Raw genomic sequence first — 13,369 nt, 5'->3', positions numbered from 1 at the left:
CTCGGCGGCCTCGGCCGGGCGGTAGGTCGTCATGCGGTCATTGTGGCCCACCTGTGACAATGACCGGCGTGAGTGAGAAGCCGGGCCGTTACCAGCGTTCGTCCAACGGTCTGATCGGGGCGATGATCGTGACGCTGCTCGCGATCGGTGCCTTCGTACTGGTGCGGTCGCTGATCCGGGCCGACGTCGAGGTCGAGCCCGAGCCCGTCGACTACGCGGCGGCCGCCACGGCCGCGCGGGGCGCGGGGTTCGACGTGATCGCGCCGTCGTCGCTGCCTGCCGGCTGGATCGCGACCGCGATCGACCTGTCCCAGACCGACCCGCCGCGATGGGGGATGAGCCTCCCTGACCGACGACGAGAAGTTCGTCGGGCTGCGCCGAGGAGGACGAGTCGGTCGACGACCCGGTCGAGGAGAACATCGACGAGGAAGCCCTCGAGGGCGAGGTGCTGTCGTTGGACAGCGCCGTCGGCTCCGAGTGGCAGACCTGGACCGACGAGGGTGGCGACACCGGCTATTCGATCGAGTACGGCGACGAGACCCTGCTCGTCTACGGCTCCGCGTCCCCCGCGGACCTGCAGGAGCTCATCGGGCTGCTGGAGCGCTGAGCCGCTCCCACCTCGCTAGTCTCCCGGCATGGGTCTGGTCACGGGTGAGCCGGCGGAGCTGCCCGAGTCGGTGGTGGTCGGGATGCGCACCACCGCGGCCGAGCTGCTGGCGGACGTGTCGTCCTATGCCGACGACATGCTCGACTACATCCTCGAACGGATCCCGGAGGCCGGGGCCGACGACGACGTGCGCGGCCTGACGCTCGGGTCGTGCTCGTCGAACCTCGAGGCGGCGCTGTCGATGGTGCGACACGGCATCGACGTGGGCGCCGCGACGGCGCCGGTCACCGCCCTCGAGCACGCCCGCGCCATGGCGGCGAGGGGCTACAGCGTCGATGTGATGCTGCGCTTCTACCGCGTCGGTCATGCCTACTTCAGCGAGCGCATCCTGACCGGCATCGCCGCGGTGGTGCCCGACCCGGCCCCGGCCCCGGCCGTGGTGAGCAACCTGCAGCGCTTCGCCTTCGCCTACACCGACCGCATCGCCAGCGAGGTGGCCGCCGAGTACGTGGCCGAGCTCGAGCGCATGCAGACCCGGGTCAGGGCGGCCCGCACCGATGCGGTCCGTGGGCTGATCGCCGGCGAGCAGATCGACGTCGCGCAGGCCGAGCGTGCCCTGTCCCACCGGCTCACCGGATGGCAGACCGCCTTCGTCTGCTGGACCGACCGGGACGACGTCGACCTCGCGCGTGGGGGCTGCGGTGGGTGCCCATGTCGGTTCCCCTCATCCGCTGCTGGTCCCGGACGGCGTCCGGGCGTTGTGGGGCTGGGTCTTCACCACGCGTGCTCCCGACGTCACGCCCGAGGGGCTCGGGCCCCCGGCCGACCGGGTCCCGTCGTCCGTCCGGGTCTCCATCGGCACTCCCGCGCCGGGTCCCGCCGGGTTCCGCACCTCCCACGAGCAGGCACAGCGCGGGCGCCGGATCGTCGAGCTCGCGGGGCGCGAGGCCCGCGTCACGCCGTACGGCGAGGTGGCACTCGTCGACACGATGAGCGGCGACCTCGACCGGCGCGCAGCTTCGTCGCGGCCGAGCTCGGTGGGCTGTCGGTGCAGGGCCGCCGGGAGGACGAGGAGCGAAGCGCCGTGCTGGCGGTGCTCGATGCACAAGGCGGACTGGCGGCCGCGGCCGAACGGCTCGGGATCCACCGCAACACCGTGCTCCAGCGCCTGCGCCGGGCCGAGGAGCGCCGAGGAAGCCCGGCGACCAGCCGGGTCGCCGAGCTGCACGCGGCGTTGCGCCCGGTCGAGGTGCTCGGTCCGGTGGTGCTCGCCGCGGAGCCCGCCCGACCCTGATCAGCATGTGCGGCGCGCACACCGAGATGGGCTCGATCCCACTGGTGGGTCGCCGTCGGGGTTCGTAGGTTGCCGGGCATGCCAGCAACCACCGAGCACCCTGCTCCAGCAGTCTCTCGTCACGCGCTCCCCGACCCGGGCGAGGCGGTCCCGACGATCTCGTGGCCCATCGTCGGCATCTTCTCCGGTGCCGTCGCGGCCTTCGCCGTCTCGACACGGGCAGCGCTGGGCGACAGGCTTCCGGCTCTCGCGACGGTCCTGATCAGCGCTACGGCGATCTTCGTGCTGTTCACCGTCCTGCACGATGCCGCGCACTACTCGATCAGCACCCACCGCTGGGTCAACGTGGCGTTCGGCCGGGTGGCGATGCTCTTCGTCTCGCCGCTGATCTCGTTCAAGTCGTTCGCATTCATCCACATCGAGCACCACCGCAACACCAACGACGACGACAACGATCCCGATCACTTCGTCAGCGGTGCACCGTGGTGGCAGCTGCCCGTCCGGTTCCCGCTGATGGACGTGCCCTACCTGAGCTTCCCGGTCCGCAACGTGCGGCGTCGTCCGCGGGCGGAGGTGCTGGAGACCTGCTTCCTCCTCGTGACGAGCGTTGCCCTGATCGTCACCGCCGGGTTGACCGGGCACCTGTGGACGCTGGCGGTGGTCTACCTGATCCCCGAGCGGGTCGCGATGTTCGTCCTGGCTCGGTGGTTCGACTGGTTGCCCCACCACGACCTCGAGGACACCCAGCAGGAGAACCGCTACCGCGCGACCCTGCAACCGCGTCGGCTCCGAGTGGATCCTCACGCCGCTGCTGCTCTCGCAGAACTACCACCTCGTCCACCACCTGCACCCGTCGATCCCGTTCCACCGCTATGTCGCGACCACGGCGACGCAACGAGGAGGCCTACCTCGAGCGCGAGGCCGCGATCGGCACGGTCTTCGGCCAGCAGCTCGACCCCGACGAGTACCGCGCGTGGAAGAAGCTGAACGGCAAGCTGGCCCGGCTCCTCCCCGTGCGGATGCCGCAGCGGTCCTCCGCCCGCGCCGCGGTGTTCCACCGGGTCCCGGTCGCCAGCGTCGACCGGTTGACCGCCGACAGCGTGCTGGTCCGCTTCGACGTGCCCGACGAGCTGGGGGAGGAGTTCCGCTTCGAGCCCGGTCAGCACGTCACCGTCCGCACCGACCTCGGGGGAGAGGGCGTACGGCGGAACTACTCCATCTGCTCCTCGGCCACCTCCAGCGAGCTGGCGATCGCCGTCAAGCACCTTCCCGGGGGAGCCTTCTCGACCTTCGCGATGGAGCAGCTCGCGGCCGGGGACACCCTCGAGCTGATGACGCCGACCGGTGCGTTCGGCACGCAGCTCGACCCGCTCGCCACGAGGAACTACGTCGCGATCGTTGCCGGCAGCGGCATCACCCCGGTGCTCTCGATCCTGCAGACGACGCTCGCCGTCGAGACCGACAGCCGTTTCACCCTCGTCTACGGGAACCGTGATGCCGACAGCACGATGTTCCGCGAGGACCCGGACGACCTCGAGGCGCGTTACGCCGACCGGCTCCGGATCGTGCACGTGCGCTCCCGCGACCAGCGACACCCCGCCCACCTGCGTGGTCGGGTCGACCGTCCGAGGCTCGAGCAGCTGCTCGGCTCCGAGCTGGCCACGGCGCCGGTGGACGACTGGTTCCTGTGCGGACCGGTCGAGATGGTGACCGACCTGCGTGACCTGCTCCTCGAGCGCAGCGTCGAGCCGGACCGGGTCCACGTGGAGCTCTTCCACGGCTACCAGAAGCCCGGGGTGGCCGACGGCTTCGGACCCGGCGACGGTCTCGGTGGGTTTGCGTGGCCGTCAGCATGAGGTGCAGCTCGCCGCGGGTGACACCGTGCTGGAATCGGCCCTGAAGGCCGGGTTGGAGGCGCCGTACGCGTGCCCGGGCGGAGCCTGTGGCACCTGCAAGGCGAAGGTGCTCCCGGGTTCGGTCGCGATGGAGCAGAACTTCCGCTGTCGCCGGCCGTCGTGGAGGCCGGCTACGTGCTGACCTGCCAGTCGCGCCCGACCACGCCGTCGGTCGCCGTGGACTACGACGCCTGAGGGCTGCGTGGCTGGACAATGGCTCCATGGGAGTCCGCAACTTTCTCGTCGAGGGTGTGTCCGGAACGGGGAAGACCTCGGTGTGCCGAGAGCTGAACCGTCGTGGCTACCGGGCCATCAACGGTGACAGGGAACTTGCGTACCGGGGGCGACCCCAGCGACGGGAGAGGCGACGGATACTGCCCTTCACTCCCACCACATCTGGGATATCGATCGAGTGCGGGCGCTCGTGGCCGACGACCAGCACCCCATCACCTTCTTCTGTGGAGGCTCTCGCAATTTCTCGAGGTTCATTGACCTGTTCGACGAGGTATTCGTCCTCGATGTCGATCTCGACACTCTGCATCAACGACTCGACGAGCGCCTTCAGGGTGAATGGGGATCGAGAGCATCGGAGCGAGATCTCATCGTCCGGCTCCACCGGACCAAGGAAGACATCCCGGGCCGGGGCGTGGTGATCGACGCGACCCGCCCACTCGCAGATGTCGCCGACGAGATCCTTCGTCAAGTAGGACAGGAAGACGCCGCAGGCGTCTGAGTCGAGTCTCGTTGACCAAGGAAGCCTTCATCACTAACTTCCGTCGGCTTACGTGCGCCTGGTGAAGCGGTAGTCGCCGTTGGGGAGTTGTTGGGTGAGGTAGCGGGTGTCGTGGGCTCGGTGGTGGTGGTGGCAGCAGAGGAGTGCTGCGTTGTCGAGGTCTGTTTTGCCGCCGGCGGACCGGGCGTGGGGGTGGTGGGTTTCGCACCGGGCGGCGGGGACGGTGCAGCCGTCGGTCTGGCATTGGTGGTGCTTGATCCGGATGGCTTTGCGTTGGGCGGCGGTGTGGAGGCGGCGGGAGCGGCCGAGGTCGAGGATTTCGGACTTGCTGCCGAGGACGGCGGGCAGGATCTTGGCCACGGCAGGCGAGCCTGCGGGCTTGTCCGGCGGTGATGGTGTCGCCGGTGTCGAGGGTCGCGATCCCGGACTTCTCCAGCGACGCGGTGAGCTGGTCGAGGTTGAGGTGGACGGTCACGGTGGTGGCGGTCCCGCCGTGGGTGGGGAGCACGTCAGCGGGGAGTGCTTCGAGGAGGTCGGTGAGGGCGAGCCCGAGGAGCCGCGCGGTGGGGATGCGTTCGCCGTCGTTCTCGGAGGCGGTGCCCGGGGGAGGCGAAGGCTTCGAGGTAGGTCATGAGCCGGGCGGTGGTCGCGTTGGAGATGATGCCGCCGATCCGGTTGGTGCCGTCGCCGCGCGGGGTGACCGTCAGTCGGGTGCGTTCCGATGCCCGTTGTTCTTCGCGTTCCAACGCTTTGCGTTCAGCCTCTTCGCTGAGCTCGGGCGCGACGACTTCGAGGACCTTGCGCGCCGGGCGCCGTAGTTCGGTGGGGGCGAAGTCGTCGGCGAGGCTGATGAGGTGCAGCTCTGCCTGCTCGCGGACCTCGGCGGAGATGTCGTCGGTGGGGAGGTCGTCGAGGGCGTGCACGATCACGGCGGCTTGGTCGAGGTTGACCCGTCCGTCGAGCACCGCGGCACCCAGTGCGGGTAGTCGGTGTCGAGGGACCGGGCGAGGTGGTCGAGGCCGATGCTGGGTCGGTGGTCGTGGCGGGTGGTGGCGGCGTACCAGTCGCCGACGCGTTTGGCGCCGTGTTCGTCGGCGATGTCAGCGGAGGCTGCCATCACGGTGAGCAGGAGTCCTTGGGCGCGGGTGATGACCGTCGACAGCTGACGCATCGCGGTGGCTTTGTCGGTGGTGGGGACGAAGGTCGGGTTGAAGGTGGTGGCCTTGTCGAACTCGCTGGAAAGGCTCGCGACAATGTCCAGCAGCGGGTGCTGCTGGAGGTTGTCGTGGGTGGTTTCCATGACGTGATTCTACGCCTGAAAAGCATGGAATAAAACAGGTGTTCGAGTTATCCACAGGCGAATTCGTGCATTTCGATATCCACAGGCAATGCGGCAGGAAGTGGCCCGCGAGCAGCGGTAGGCGACCTGCGCCGTGGACCCACCTTGACGCATGCCGATATCGGCATATGATTCTGGGCATGGCACGAGCAGCGACGACCTCGGACGTCTTCAACGCGATCGCCGAGCCGCAGCGCAGGCAGATCCCGGTGCTGCTGCGCGGGGGTGAGCGACCGGTGACCGAGGTGGCCGGGGAGCTGGGGATGACCCAGCCGGGCGCGTCCAAGCACCTGCGCGTGCTCCGCGAGGTCGGGCTCGTGCAGGACCGCAGGGCGGGCAAGCAGCGTCTCTACGCCCCGGACGCGGCCGGACTGCGACCGGTCCACGAGTGGACCGGCGGGTTCGCGGAGTTCTGGAACGAGAGCTTCGACCGGCTGGAGGCGTACGTGCAGGACCTGAAGCAGACGAGAGACGAGGAATAGCTGATGAGAACGACGACCGACCGCGAGATCGTGGTCTCCCGGGTCATCGACGCCCCGCGGGAGCTGGTCTTCGAGGCGTTCACCGAGGTGCGGCACCTGTCGCAGTGGTGGGGGCCGGAGGGATTCACCACGACGACGGCGGCCTTCGAGTTCAGCGTCGGTGGCGAGTGGGACTTCGTGATGCACGGCCCGGACGGGACGGACTACCCGGAGTGGATCACCCGGACGGACATCGCTGCGCCGGAGCGGATCTCGTTCCAGCACGGTGAGTCGCGCGGCGACCCGAACGCCTTCGACTCGGTCCTCACGTTCGACGTCGACGGTACGGCGACGCGGATCGAGCTGCGTACGGTCTTCCCCACGATGGAGCAGCGCGACGAGGCGGTCGAGAAGTACCACGCGGTCGAGGCCGGTCAGCAGACACTGGGCAACCTTGGCTGCCTACGTCGCCGAGATGGCGGTGGAGTGATGTCCGGCACCGTCTTCTTCAGCGTCTCGATGTCGCTGGACGGGTTCATCGCGCCGGAGTCGCTGGACGACCTGATGGGGCAGAAGTGGATGGAGCTGCAGGCGTGGGTCTTCCCGCAGCGCTCCTTCCGGGAGAACCTCAAGCTCGGCGGGGGCGGCGAGGAGGGGCGCGACAACGACATCCCGGCCGAGACCTTCGAGCGCACCGGCGCGAGCGTGATGGGCAAGCGCATGTTCGACGCCGGCAAGAAGATGTGGCCCGAGGAGGCGCCGTTCCACACGCCCGTCTTCGTGGTGACGCACGAGCAGCGAGACCCCCGGCAACGGCCGGGCGGGACCACCTTCCACTTCGTCAACGACGGCATCGAGTCCGCCCTCGGCCGGGCCTCGTGAGGTCGCCGGCGACCGGGACGTTCGCGTCGCGGGCGGTGGCGAGACGATCCCTGGAGCACCTCAATGCCGGCCTCGTCGACGAGTTCTCGATCGCGCTCTCACCCGTGCTGTTCGGCTCCGGAGTGCGCCTGTTCGAGGGCGTGGACGCCAGCCGCATCGCGCTCGAGCAGGTCCCGGTCGAGCACTCGACGAGAGCGACGCACCTGACCTACGCCGTGCGGAAGAGGTAGGGCTCAGTCCTCTTCGGCCACTGCGGCATCGAGGCGCTCGCGAGCACCGTCGAGCCGAGTCTGGCAGATCTTGGCGAGCTTCTCGCCGCGCTCCCACAGGGCAAGCGACTCCTCGAGGGTCGTGCCACCGGCCTCGAGGGTGCGGACGACCTCGATGAGCTCCTCGCGGGCCACCTCGTAGGACGGGTCTTCGTCACTCATCGGGGTCTCCTTCTTCGATGTTCGAGACAGTGGTGTTGATGCGTCCGTCGACCACCCGGATGCTGAGCTGCTGCTTCGCGGCGATCGGGCCGACGCTGGTCACGACGTGACCCTCGGCGTCCTGCACGACGGCATAGCCGCGCTGGAGAGTGGCGAGCGGTGAGAGCGACTGCGCCCGCGCACGCTGGTGGCCGATGTCGTCGGCGGCGCGGTCGAGTCGGTGGGAGAGGTGGCGACGGGCGCGCTCGCGCAGCTCGGCCACCTCGTCGGAGCGGACGTCGAGGATGGTGCGCGGGTCGCGCATGACCGGTCGCGCACGCAGGTCGTCGAGGCGCGTCTGCTCGCGGGCCACCAGCTGACCCACCACGGCGCACCCGGTCGCGGGCCCAGAGGACGCCGCGGACCTCCTCCGCCATGTCGGGGACGACCAGCTTGGCGGCGTCGGTCGGCGTGGAGGCGCGGACGTCGGCCACCGGGTCGAGGAGCGGCGAGTCGGGCTCGTGCCCGATCGCCGACACCACCGGCGTGGTGACCTTGTGGACCGCCCTGATCAGCGCCTCGTCGGAGAACGGCAGCAGGTCTTCGACCGAACCGCCACCGCGGGCGATCACGATCACGTCGACGGCGGCATTGCGGTCGAGCCGGTCGAGCGCCTCCATCACCTCGGCCGCGGAGCGGGTGCCCTGCATGGCGGCGTAGGCCACCTCGAACTGCACACCGGGCCAGCGACGGCGGGCGTTGTCGAGGACGTCGCGCTCGGCGGCGCTGTTGGGGGCGGTGATCAGGCCGACCCGACCGGGCAGGAACGGGAGGTCGCGCTTGAGCTCGGGCGCGAACAGCCCCTCGGCCGCGAGCAGCTGTCGGCGGCGCTCGATGCGCGCGAGCAGCTCGCCGAGGCCGACCATGCTGATCTGGCGCGCGTAGAGCGAGAAGGTGCCGCGGTTGGCGTAGAACGACGGTCGCGCGTGCACGACGACGCTGGCGCCCTCGACGAGCGGCGGGTTGAGCGAGTCGAAGAGCGTGCGCTGGCAGGTGAGCGGCACCGAGATGTCGGCGACCGTGTCACGCAGGGTCATGAAGACGGTGTTGATGCCCGGCCGGCGGCTGATCTGGGCGAGCTGGCCCTCGACCCACACCCCGCCGAGCTGGTCGATCCACTGGCTGACCGCGTTGGCCACGGCGCGCACCGGCGCCGGGGCTTCCGGGTCGCGTCGCGGAGGGAGGGCACGGCGGTGACTCTAGGTGAGAGCGCCGACACTGCGGCGTACGACGGGCCCACCTAGACTCGCACCATGAGCACCAACCCGGGTCTGCCGCCCGTCCTCGACCCCCGAAGCGGCGCGCGAAGTGCTGCTCGCGGCCCCGCGCGGCTACTGCGCCGGCGTCGACCGCGCAGTCATCACGGTCGAGAAGGCGCTGGACCTCTACGGCGCCCCCGTCTACGTGCGCAAGCAGATCGTCCACAACAAGCACGTCGTGGCCAACCTCGAGTCGCGAGGCGCGATCTTCGTCGAGGAGCTCGACGAGGTGCCCGAGGGCCAGACGGTCGTCTTCTCCGCCCACGGTGTCTCGCCCGCGGTGCACGCCGAGGCGGACGACCGCAGTCTGAAGACGATCGACGCCACCTGCCCGCTGGTGACGAAGGTGCACCACGAGGCGAAGCGCTTCGCCAGCGACGACTACGACATCCTGCTCATCGGTCACGAGGGTCACGAGGAGGTCGAGGGCACTGCCGGCGAGGCGCCCGACCACATCCAGCTCGTGCAGAGCCCCGACGACGTCGACAAGATCGTCGTCCGCGACCCGGCCAAGGTCGCGTGGCTCTCGCAGACCACGTTGTCCGTCGACGAGACCCTCGAGACGGTGGCCGCGATCCGCAAGAAGTTCCCGCTGCTGCTCGACCCGCCGAGCGACGACATCTGCTACGCCACCCAGAACCGCCAGCTCGCGGTCAAGGAGATCTCGCCCAAGGCCGACCTCGTGATCGTCGTCGGCTCGCGCAACTCCTCCAACTCGGTCCGCCTCGTCGAGGTCGCCCTCGAGGCCGGCGCCAAGGCGTCCTACCTCGTCGACGACCACACCGAGATCGACGAGGCCCGGCTCGACGGCGTCGACAACGTCAGCGTCACCTCCGGTGCCTCGGTGCCGGAGGACCTCGTCGACGGCGTGCTCTCGTTCCTCGCCGATCGTGGCTACCCCCCCGCGCGCCGTCCACTCGGCCGAGGAGTCGCTCATCTTCGCGCTGCCGCCCGAGCTGCGTCGCGACCTGCGCGCTGCCCAGCAGGCCTGACGATGGCCCGCTACCTCGACATCCACCCGGACAACCCCGCAGCCGCGGCTGATCAGCCGGGTCGTCGATGCGCTGCGTGACGACGAGCTGATCGCCTACCCGACCGACTCCGGCTACGCCCTCGGCGCCCAGCTCGGCAACCGCGACGGCCGCGACCGGATCCTCGGGATCCGTGGCCTCGACGACCGGCACCACTTCACGCTGATGTGCAAGGACTTCGCCCAGCTGGGCCAGTTCGTGCACGTCGACAACGCCGCGTTCCGTGCCATCAAGGCGGCCACGCCCGGGCCGTACACGTTCATCCTGCCCGCGACCGGCGAGGTGCCGAAGCGGTTGATGCACGCGAAGAAGAAGACGGTCGGAGTCCGCATTCCCGACCACACGCTGGTGTGCGCGATCCTTGAAGAGCTCGGCGAGCCGATCCTCACCAGCACGCTGATCCTGCCCGGCGAGGTCGAGGCCCGCACCATGGGCTGGGAGATCAAGGAGGAGCTCGACCACGTGGTCGACATCGTGATCGAGGCCGGCGAGACACCGGCACAGCCGACGTCGGTGATCGACTGGTCGGGCGCGGAGCCCGAGGTCGTACGGCGAGGCGCCGGCGACGTGGAGCGGTTCGAGGTCTGAGACCTCAGCCGGACGCGTTGCGCTGCAGGGTCCGCTGGCGCAGCCACAGGGTGCCCGGGCAGACGGCATAGCCCGCGACCAGCGCGCCGCTGTGGTGGGCGAGCCCGGAGACGACGGCCTGCACGATGCCGTCGCCCCGGTCGGCGACCGTCTCCGGCGCGACCGCACCGAGCATTGCGACGACGGCGAGCATCATCAGCGGAGGCAGCACACCGATGATGAAGAAGTCGTGCGGCCTGACCACCAGCGCCAGCCCGAGGCACAGCACGATGAAGCACAGGTCGAAGAAGAAGCTCAGCTCGCCGACGAGGAGCACGTCGATCACCACGATCGTGAGCACGGCAGCGATCCCCAGCGCGACCGCCTGCCGGCCGGGCTCGAGACCCTCGGTCCACACGGTCCCGGTGTCACTCACACCCACCAACGTAGAACGGGTGACCGGTGCCTCCTCGGCGCCGCGCCGGGTGCCGATCTGTCGGACGATCTCCGGGACGTCCGACGAGGTGGCTGCCCGCGCGACCGCACCGTCGGACGTCCGGCGAGACCGCTCACGCACGGCGGATCCACGGCGGGTCCGGCCGGGCTCCGGCGTCGTCGAACAAGGTCGCCTCACCCGTCCCGGGTGTCGCCGAGTCGCCGAGCGCCTCGAACTCGGGCGCGCTCAGGCTGCGCGGCGCCTCCTCCACCCCGGCGAGGTGCGGGCAGGTCATCGGTCGTGACACCGAGGTCGTTGAAACGGCGCGCCGTCACCAGCACGCGCCCCTCGAGGGAGCCGACGCCCGCGTTGTACGCCGCAACGGCGGCGCCCGGGGACCGGCCGACCTTGTCCGGGTGACCGCCCAGCGAACCGAGCCGCTGGTGGAGCTCGGTGCCGAGGCGGCGCACTTCCATCGCCTGTGCAGCCGGGGTCTCGTGCGACCAGCCGTGCGCCACCGTGCGCAGCAGCGCGATCAGGGTCGTCGGCGTGGCGAGGATGACGTTCTTGGCGGCGGCGTGCTCGAGCAGGTCCGACTGGGTGTCGAGAGCTGCGGAGAGGAAGGCCTCGGCCGGCACGAACATCACCACGAACTCCGGCGTCTCGTCGAGCGCGCGCCAGTAGGCCTTGCTGGCGAGCTGGTCGACGTGGGTGCGCAGCTGGCGCACGTGCCGCTGCAGGTGGGCCTCGCGCTCGTCGTCGTCCTCGCTGCTGGCCGCGTCGAGGAACGCGTCGAGGGAGACCTTGGCGTCGATGACGACGGACTTGCCGCCGGCGAGGTGGACGATCACGTCGGGACGCAGGACACCGTCGGCGAGCTGGGCCTGCTCGGTGAAGTCGCAGCGCGCGACGAGGCCGGCCAGCTCGACGGTGCGCCGGAGATGGAGCTCACCCCAACGGCCACGCACCTGCGGCTTGCGGAGCGCGGAGGTCAGCGACCCGGTCTCGCGGCGCAGCGACTCGGTGGTCAGGCGCATGTCGGAGACCTGCTGGCTGAACTGTCCCTGCCGAGTCGCGCGGGCGTGCTCGAGGTCGTTGAGCTGGTCCCGGAGACGCTCCATGCCCTCGCGGACGACGGCCCGGTCGGCGCTGCGCTGCTCCAGAGCGTGCAGCACGCCCTCGTCACGCGGGCGGGCGCGGGACGCCAGCCAGCCCGGGCCGAAGCCGAGCGCGAGGCCGACCGCGAGCATCACCGGGATCGTCAGGATCTCCATGTCCGCACTGTGACAGGAGGGACCGACAACGGGCGGTTGCCTTGGTATCGACACGCTCGGCCGCGGGCGGCCTCGCTGCTCAACCAGCGGCGTTCCCGGGCGGCCTCGCTGCTCAACCAGCGGCGTTCGCGGGCGGGGGAGAGGCTCAGCCCCGGGTCGAACGCCGCGTCGAAGGAGGCGGCGGGCAGGTCGAAGTCGAAGCGGCGCAGGAACTCCAACGCCTCGGGAGCACCACGCAGGCGGTCCATGCCCGCGTCCTCCCACTCTACGGAGATCGGGCCGTCATAGCCGATCCGCGCGAGTGCGCGGAAGGCGTCCTCCCGGGGCACGTCGCCGCGACCGGTGGAGACGAAGTCCCAGCCGCGGTGCTGGTCGCCCCGGGGCAGGTGGGAGGAGAGGATGCCGTTGCGGCCGCCACCCATCCGCATCCGGGTGTCCTTGCAGTCCACGTGGTAGATCCGGTCGGCGAAGTCGGTGATGAACGCGACGGGGTCGAGCCCCTGCCAGATCATGTGGCTCGGGTCCCAGTTCAGCCCGAACGCCGGCCGGTGTCCGATCGCCTCGAGCGTGCGCTGCGTCGACCAGAAGTCGTAGGCGATCTCCGAGGGGTGCACCTCGTGCGCGAACCGCACGCCGCACTCGTCGAAGACGTCGAGGATCGGGTTCCAGCGATCGGCGAAGTCCCGGTAGCCGTCGTCGATGACGGACGCGGGCACCGGCGGGAACATCGCGACGTACTGCCGAGTCGAGGACCCCGTGAACCCGACGACGGTGTCCACGCCCAGCGCGCGCCATCCGAGCGGTGTCCTTGACCTCGTCGGCCGCGCGGCGGCGTACGCCCTCAGGATCGCCGTCGCCCCACACGCGCTCGCGCACGATGCCCCGGTGCCGGAAGTCGATCGGGTCGTCGCAGACGGCCTGCCCGTGCAGGTGGTTGGAGATGGCCCACACATCGAGGCCGTTGCGCTCGAGGATCTCCCGGCGCGAGGCGACGTAATCGGCGTCGTCCCAGCGGGACGCGTCGAGGTGGTCGCCCCAGCAGGCGACCTCGAGGCCGTCGTAGCCCCACTCGCCCGCGAGCCGCGCCACCTCCTCGAACGGCAGGTCGGCCCACTGGCCGG

At 70.1% G+C, this 13,369-nt stretch carries 16 protein-coding genes and 7 pseudogenes; 14 read left to right on the top strand and 9 right to left on the bottom strand.

Features of this window, described 5'->3' with window-relative positions; genetic code table 11:
• Positions 1 to 59: 59 nt before the first annotated feature.
• The 9 genes and pseudogenes from LP418_RS32475 to LP418_RS04980 form a co-directional block, all read left to right on the top strand.
• Positions 60 to 326: pseudogene (locus LP418_RS32475) on the top strand (DUF4245 family protein); the annotation flags it as partial.
• 128 nt (positions 327 to 454) lie between these two features.
• Positions 455 to 607, top strand: a complete 153-nt coding sequence (locus LP418_RS05005) for a hypothetical protein (protein WP_257955461.1) — start codon at positions 455 to 457, stop codon at positions 605 to 607.
• A gap of 611 nt (positions 608 to 1,218) precedes the next feature.
• Positions 1,219 to 1,470: pseudogene (locus LP418_RS32470) on the top strand (hypothetical protein); the annotation flags it as partial.
• Positions 1,368 to 1,901 (top strand): helix-turn-helix domain-containing protein, encoded by a 534-nt coding sequence (locus LP418_RS32465; RefSeq protein WP_442940227.1) that lies wholly within the window; start codon positions 1,368 to 1,370, stop codon positions 1,899 to 1,901. The pseudogene LP418_RS32470 and the gene LP418_RS32465, both read left to right, overlap by 103 nt.
• A 78-nt stretch (positions 1,902 to 1,979) precedes the next feature.
• Positions 1,980 to 2,660, top strand: a pseudogene (locus LP418_RS04995) (fatty acid desaturase); the annotation flags it as partial.
• Positions 2,661 to 2,697: 37 nt separating this feature from the next.
• A pseudogene (locus tag LP418_RS32460) lies at positions 2,698 to 2,757 on the top strand (hypothetical protein); the annotation flags it as partial.
• Between the two features lie 16 nt (positions 2,758 to 2,773).
• Positions 2,774 to 3,757, top strand: a complete 984-nt coding sequence (locus LP418_RS04990) for an FAD-binding oxidoreductase (protein ID WP_257955458.1) — start codon at positions 2,774 to 2,776, stop codon at positions 3,755 to 3,757.
• A complete protein-coding gene (locus tag LP418_RS04985; protein WP_336275911.1) occupies positions 3,732 to 3,938 on the top strand; it encodes a 2Fe-2S iron-sulfur cluster-binding protein in 207 nt (68 codons plus the stop codon). The genes LP418_RS04990 and LP418_RS04985 overlap by 26 nt, the downstream gene beginning before the upstream one ends.
• Before the next feature lie 270 nt (positions 3,939 to 4,208).
• Complete coding sequence (locus tag LP418_RS04980; protein WP_257955456.1) at positions 4,209 to 4,529, top strand: hypothetical protein; 321 nt, start codon at positions 4,209 to 4,211, stop codon at positions 4,527 to 4,529.
• 48 nt (positions 4,530 to 4,577) lie between these two features.
• Here LP418_RS04980 and LP418_RS04975 read toward each other — a convergent pair whose 3' ends face one another.
• The 3 genes from LP418_RS04975 to LP418_RS04965 all read right to left on the bottom strand — a co-directional run bounded on the left by LP418_RS04975 (position 4,578) and on the right by LP418_RS04965 (position 5,829).
• Positions 4,578 to 4,889: an HNH endonuclease signature motif containing protein gene (locus LP418_RS04975; protein WP_257955455.1), complete on the bottom strand. Its 312-nt coding sequence runs from the start codon at positions 4,887 to 4,889 to the stop codon at positions 4,578 to 4,580.
• Positions 4,890 to 5,038: 149 nt separating this feature from the next.
• Positions 5,039 to 5,494 (bottom strand): 13E12 repeat family protein, encoded by a 456-nt coding sequence (locus LP418_RS04970; RefSeq protein WP_257955454.1) that lies wholly within the window; start codon positions 5,492 to 5,494, stop codon positions 5,039 to 5,041.
• Positions 5,455 to 5,829: a hypothetical protein gene (locus LP418_RS04965; RefSeq protein WP_257955453.1), complete on the bottom strand. Its 375-nt coding sequence runs from the start codon at positions 5,827 to 5,829 to the stop codon at positions 5,455 to 5,457. The genes LP418_RS04970 and LP418_RS04965 overlap by 40 nt, the downstream gene beginning before the upstream one ends.
• A 179-nt stretch (positions 5,830 to 6,008) precedes the next feature.
• On the opposite strand from LP418_RS04965, the gene LP418_RS04960 reads away from it, so the two are divergent.
• The 3 genes from LP418_RS04960 to LP418_RS04950 are packed head-to-tail and all read left to right on the top strand — an operon-like array spanning position 6,009 to position 7,441.
• Complete coding sequence (locus LP418_RS04960) at positions 6,009 to 6,350, top strand: ArsR/SmtB family transcription factor (RefSeq protein WP_257955452.1); 342 nt, start codon at positions 6,009 to 6,011, stop codon at positions 6,348 to 6,350.
• 3 nt (positions 6,351 to 6,353) lie between these two features.
• Positions 6,354 to 7,211, top strand: coding sequence for an SRPBCC domain-containing protein (locus LP418_RS04955; protein ID WP_257955451.1), 858 nt, complete (start codon positions 6,354 to 6,356; stop codon positions 7,209 to 7,211).
• Positions 7,212 to 7,246: 35 nt separating this feature from the next.
• Positions 7,247 to 7,441 (top strand): dihydrofolate reductase family protein, encoded by a 195-nt coding sequence (locus LP418_RS04950; protein ID WP_257955450.1) that lies wholly within the window; start codon positions 7,247 to 7,249, stop codon positions 7,439 to 7,441.
• Positions 7,442 to 7,444: 3 nt separating this feature from the next.
• On the opposite strand, the gene LP418_RS04945 is transcribed toward LP418_RS04950, so the two are convergent.
• From LP418_RS04945 to xseA, 3 genes and pseudogenes are all read right to left on the bottom strand, one after another.
• Positions 7,445 to 7,642, bottom strand: coding sequence for an exodeoxyribonuclease VII small subunit (locus LP418_RS04945; RefSeq protein ID WP_257955449.1), 198 nt, complete (start codon positions 7,640 to 7,642; stop codon positions 7,445 to 7,447).
• Positions 7,635 to 7,946 carry an exodeoxyribonuclease VII large subunit gene (locus LP418_RS30350; protein WP_336276020.1) on the bottom strand — a complete coding sequence of 104 codons (312 nt, stop codon included), beginning with the start codon at positions 7,944 to 7,946 and terminating at the stop codon, positions 7,635 to 7,637. The genes LP418_RS04945 and LP418_RS30350 overlap by 8 nt, the downstream gene beginning before the upstream one ends.
• A gap of 121 nt (positions 7,947 to 8,067) precedes the next feature.
• Positions 8,068 to 8,778, bottom strand: a pseudogene (gene xseA, locus LP418_RS30345) (exodeoxyribonuclease VII large subunit); the annotation flags it as partial.
• A gap of 211 nt (positions 8,779 to 8,989) precedes the next feature.
• On the opposite strand from xseA, the pseudogene LP418_RS04935 reads away from it, so the two are divergent.
• Together LP418_RS04935 and LP418_RS04930 are read left to right on the top strand one after the other, a co-directional pair.
• Positions 8,990 to 9,932, top strand: a pseudogene (locus LP418_RS04935) (4-hydroxy-3-methylbut-2-enyl diphosphate reductase).
• Positions 9,933 to 9,934: 2 nt separating this feature from the next.
• Positions 9,935 to 10,559, top strand: a pseudogene (locus LP418_RS04930) (L-threonylcarbamoyladenylate synthase).
• A gap of 4 nt (positions 10,560 to 10,563) precedes the next feature.
• Here the strand turns inward: LP418_RS04930 and LP418_RS04925 are convergent.
• From LP418_RS04925 to LP418_RS04915, 3 genes are read right to left on the bottom strand one after another with little or no spacing between them, the layout of a single operon-like run.
• Positions 10,564 to 11,115: a DUF6542 domain-containing protein gene (locus tag LP418_RS04925; RefSeq protein WP_257955448.1), complete on the bottom strand. Its 552-nt coding sequence runs from the start codon at positions 11,113 to 11,115 to the stop codon at positions 10,564 to 10,566.
• Positions 11,116 to 11,168: 53 nt separating this feature from the next.
• A complete protein-coding gene (locus LP418_RS04920; protein WP_257955447.1) occupies positions 11,169 to 12,248 on the bottom strand; it encodes a DNA recombination protein RmuC in 1,080 nt (359 codons plus the stop codon).
• Positions 12,236 to 13,027 carry a sugar phosphate isomerase/epimerase family protein gene (locus LP418_RS04915; RefSeq protein WP_336275910.1) on the bottom strand — a complete coding sequence of 264 codons (792 nt, stop codon included), beginning with the start codon at positions 13,025 to 13,027 and terminating at the stop codon, positions 12,236 to 12,238. The genes LP418_RS04920 and LP418_RS04915 overlap by 13 nt, the downstream gene beginning before the upstream one ends.
• Between the last annotated feature and the right edge of the window lie 342 nt (positions 13,028 to 13,369).

Origin of the sequence: Nocardioides sp. B-3, assembly GCF_024703895.1 — a bacterium.
In the GTDB taxonomy this organism is placed as follows: Bacteria; Actinomycetota; Actinomycetes; order Propionibacteriales; family Nocardioidaceae; genus Nocardioides.
This window is presented reverse-complemented; position numbering and strand designations above follow the sequence as displayed.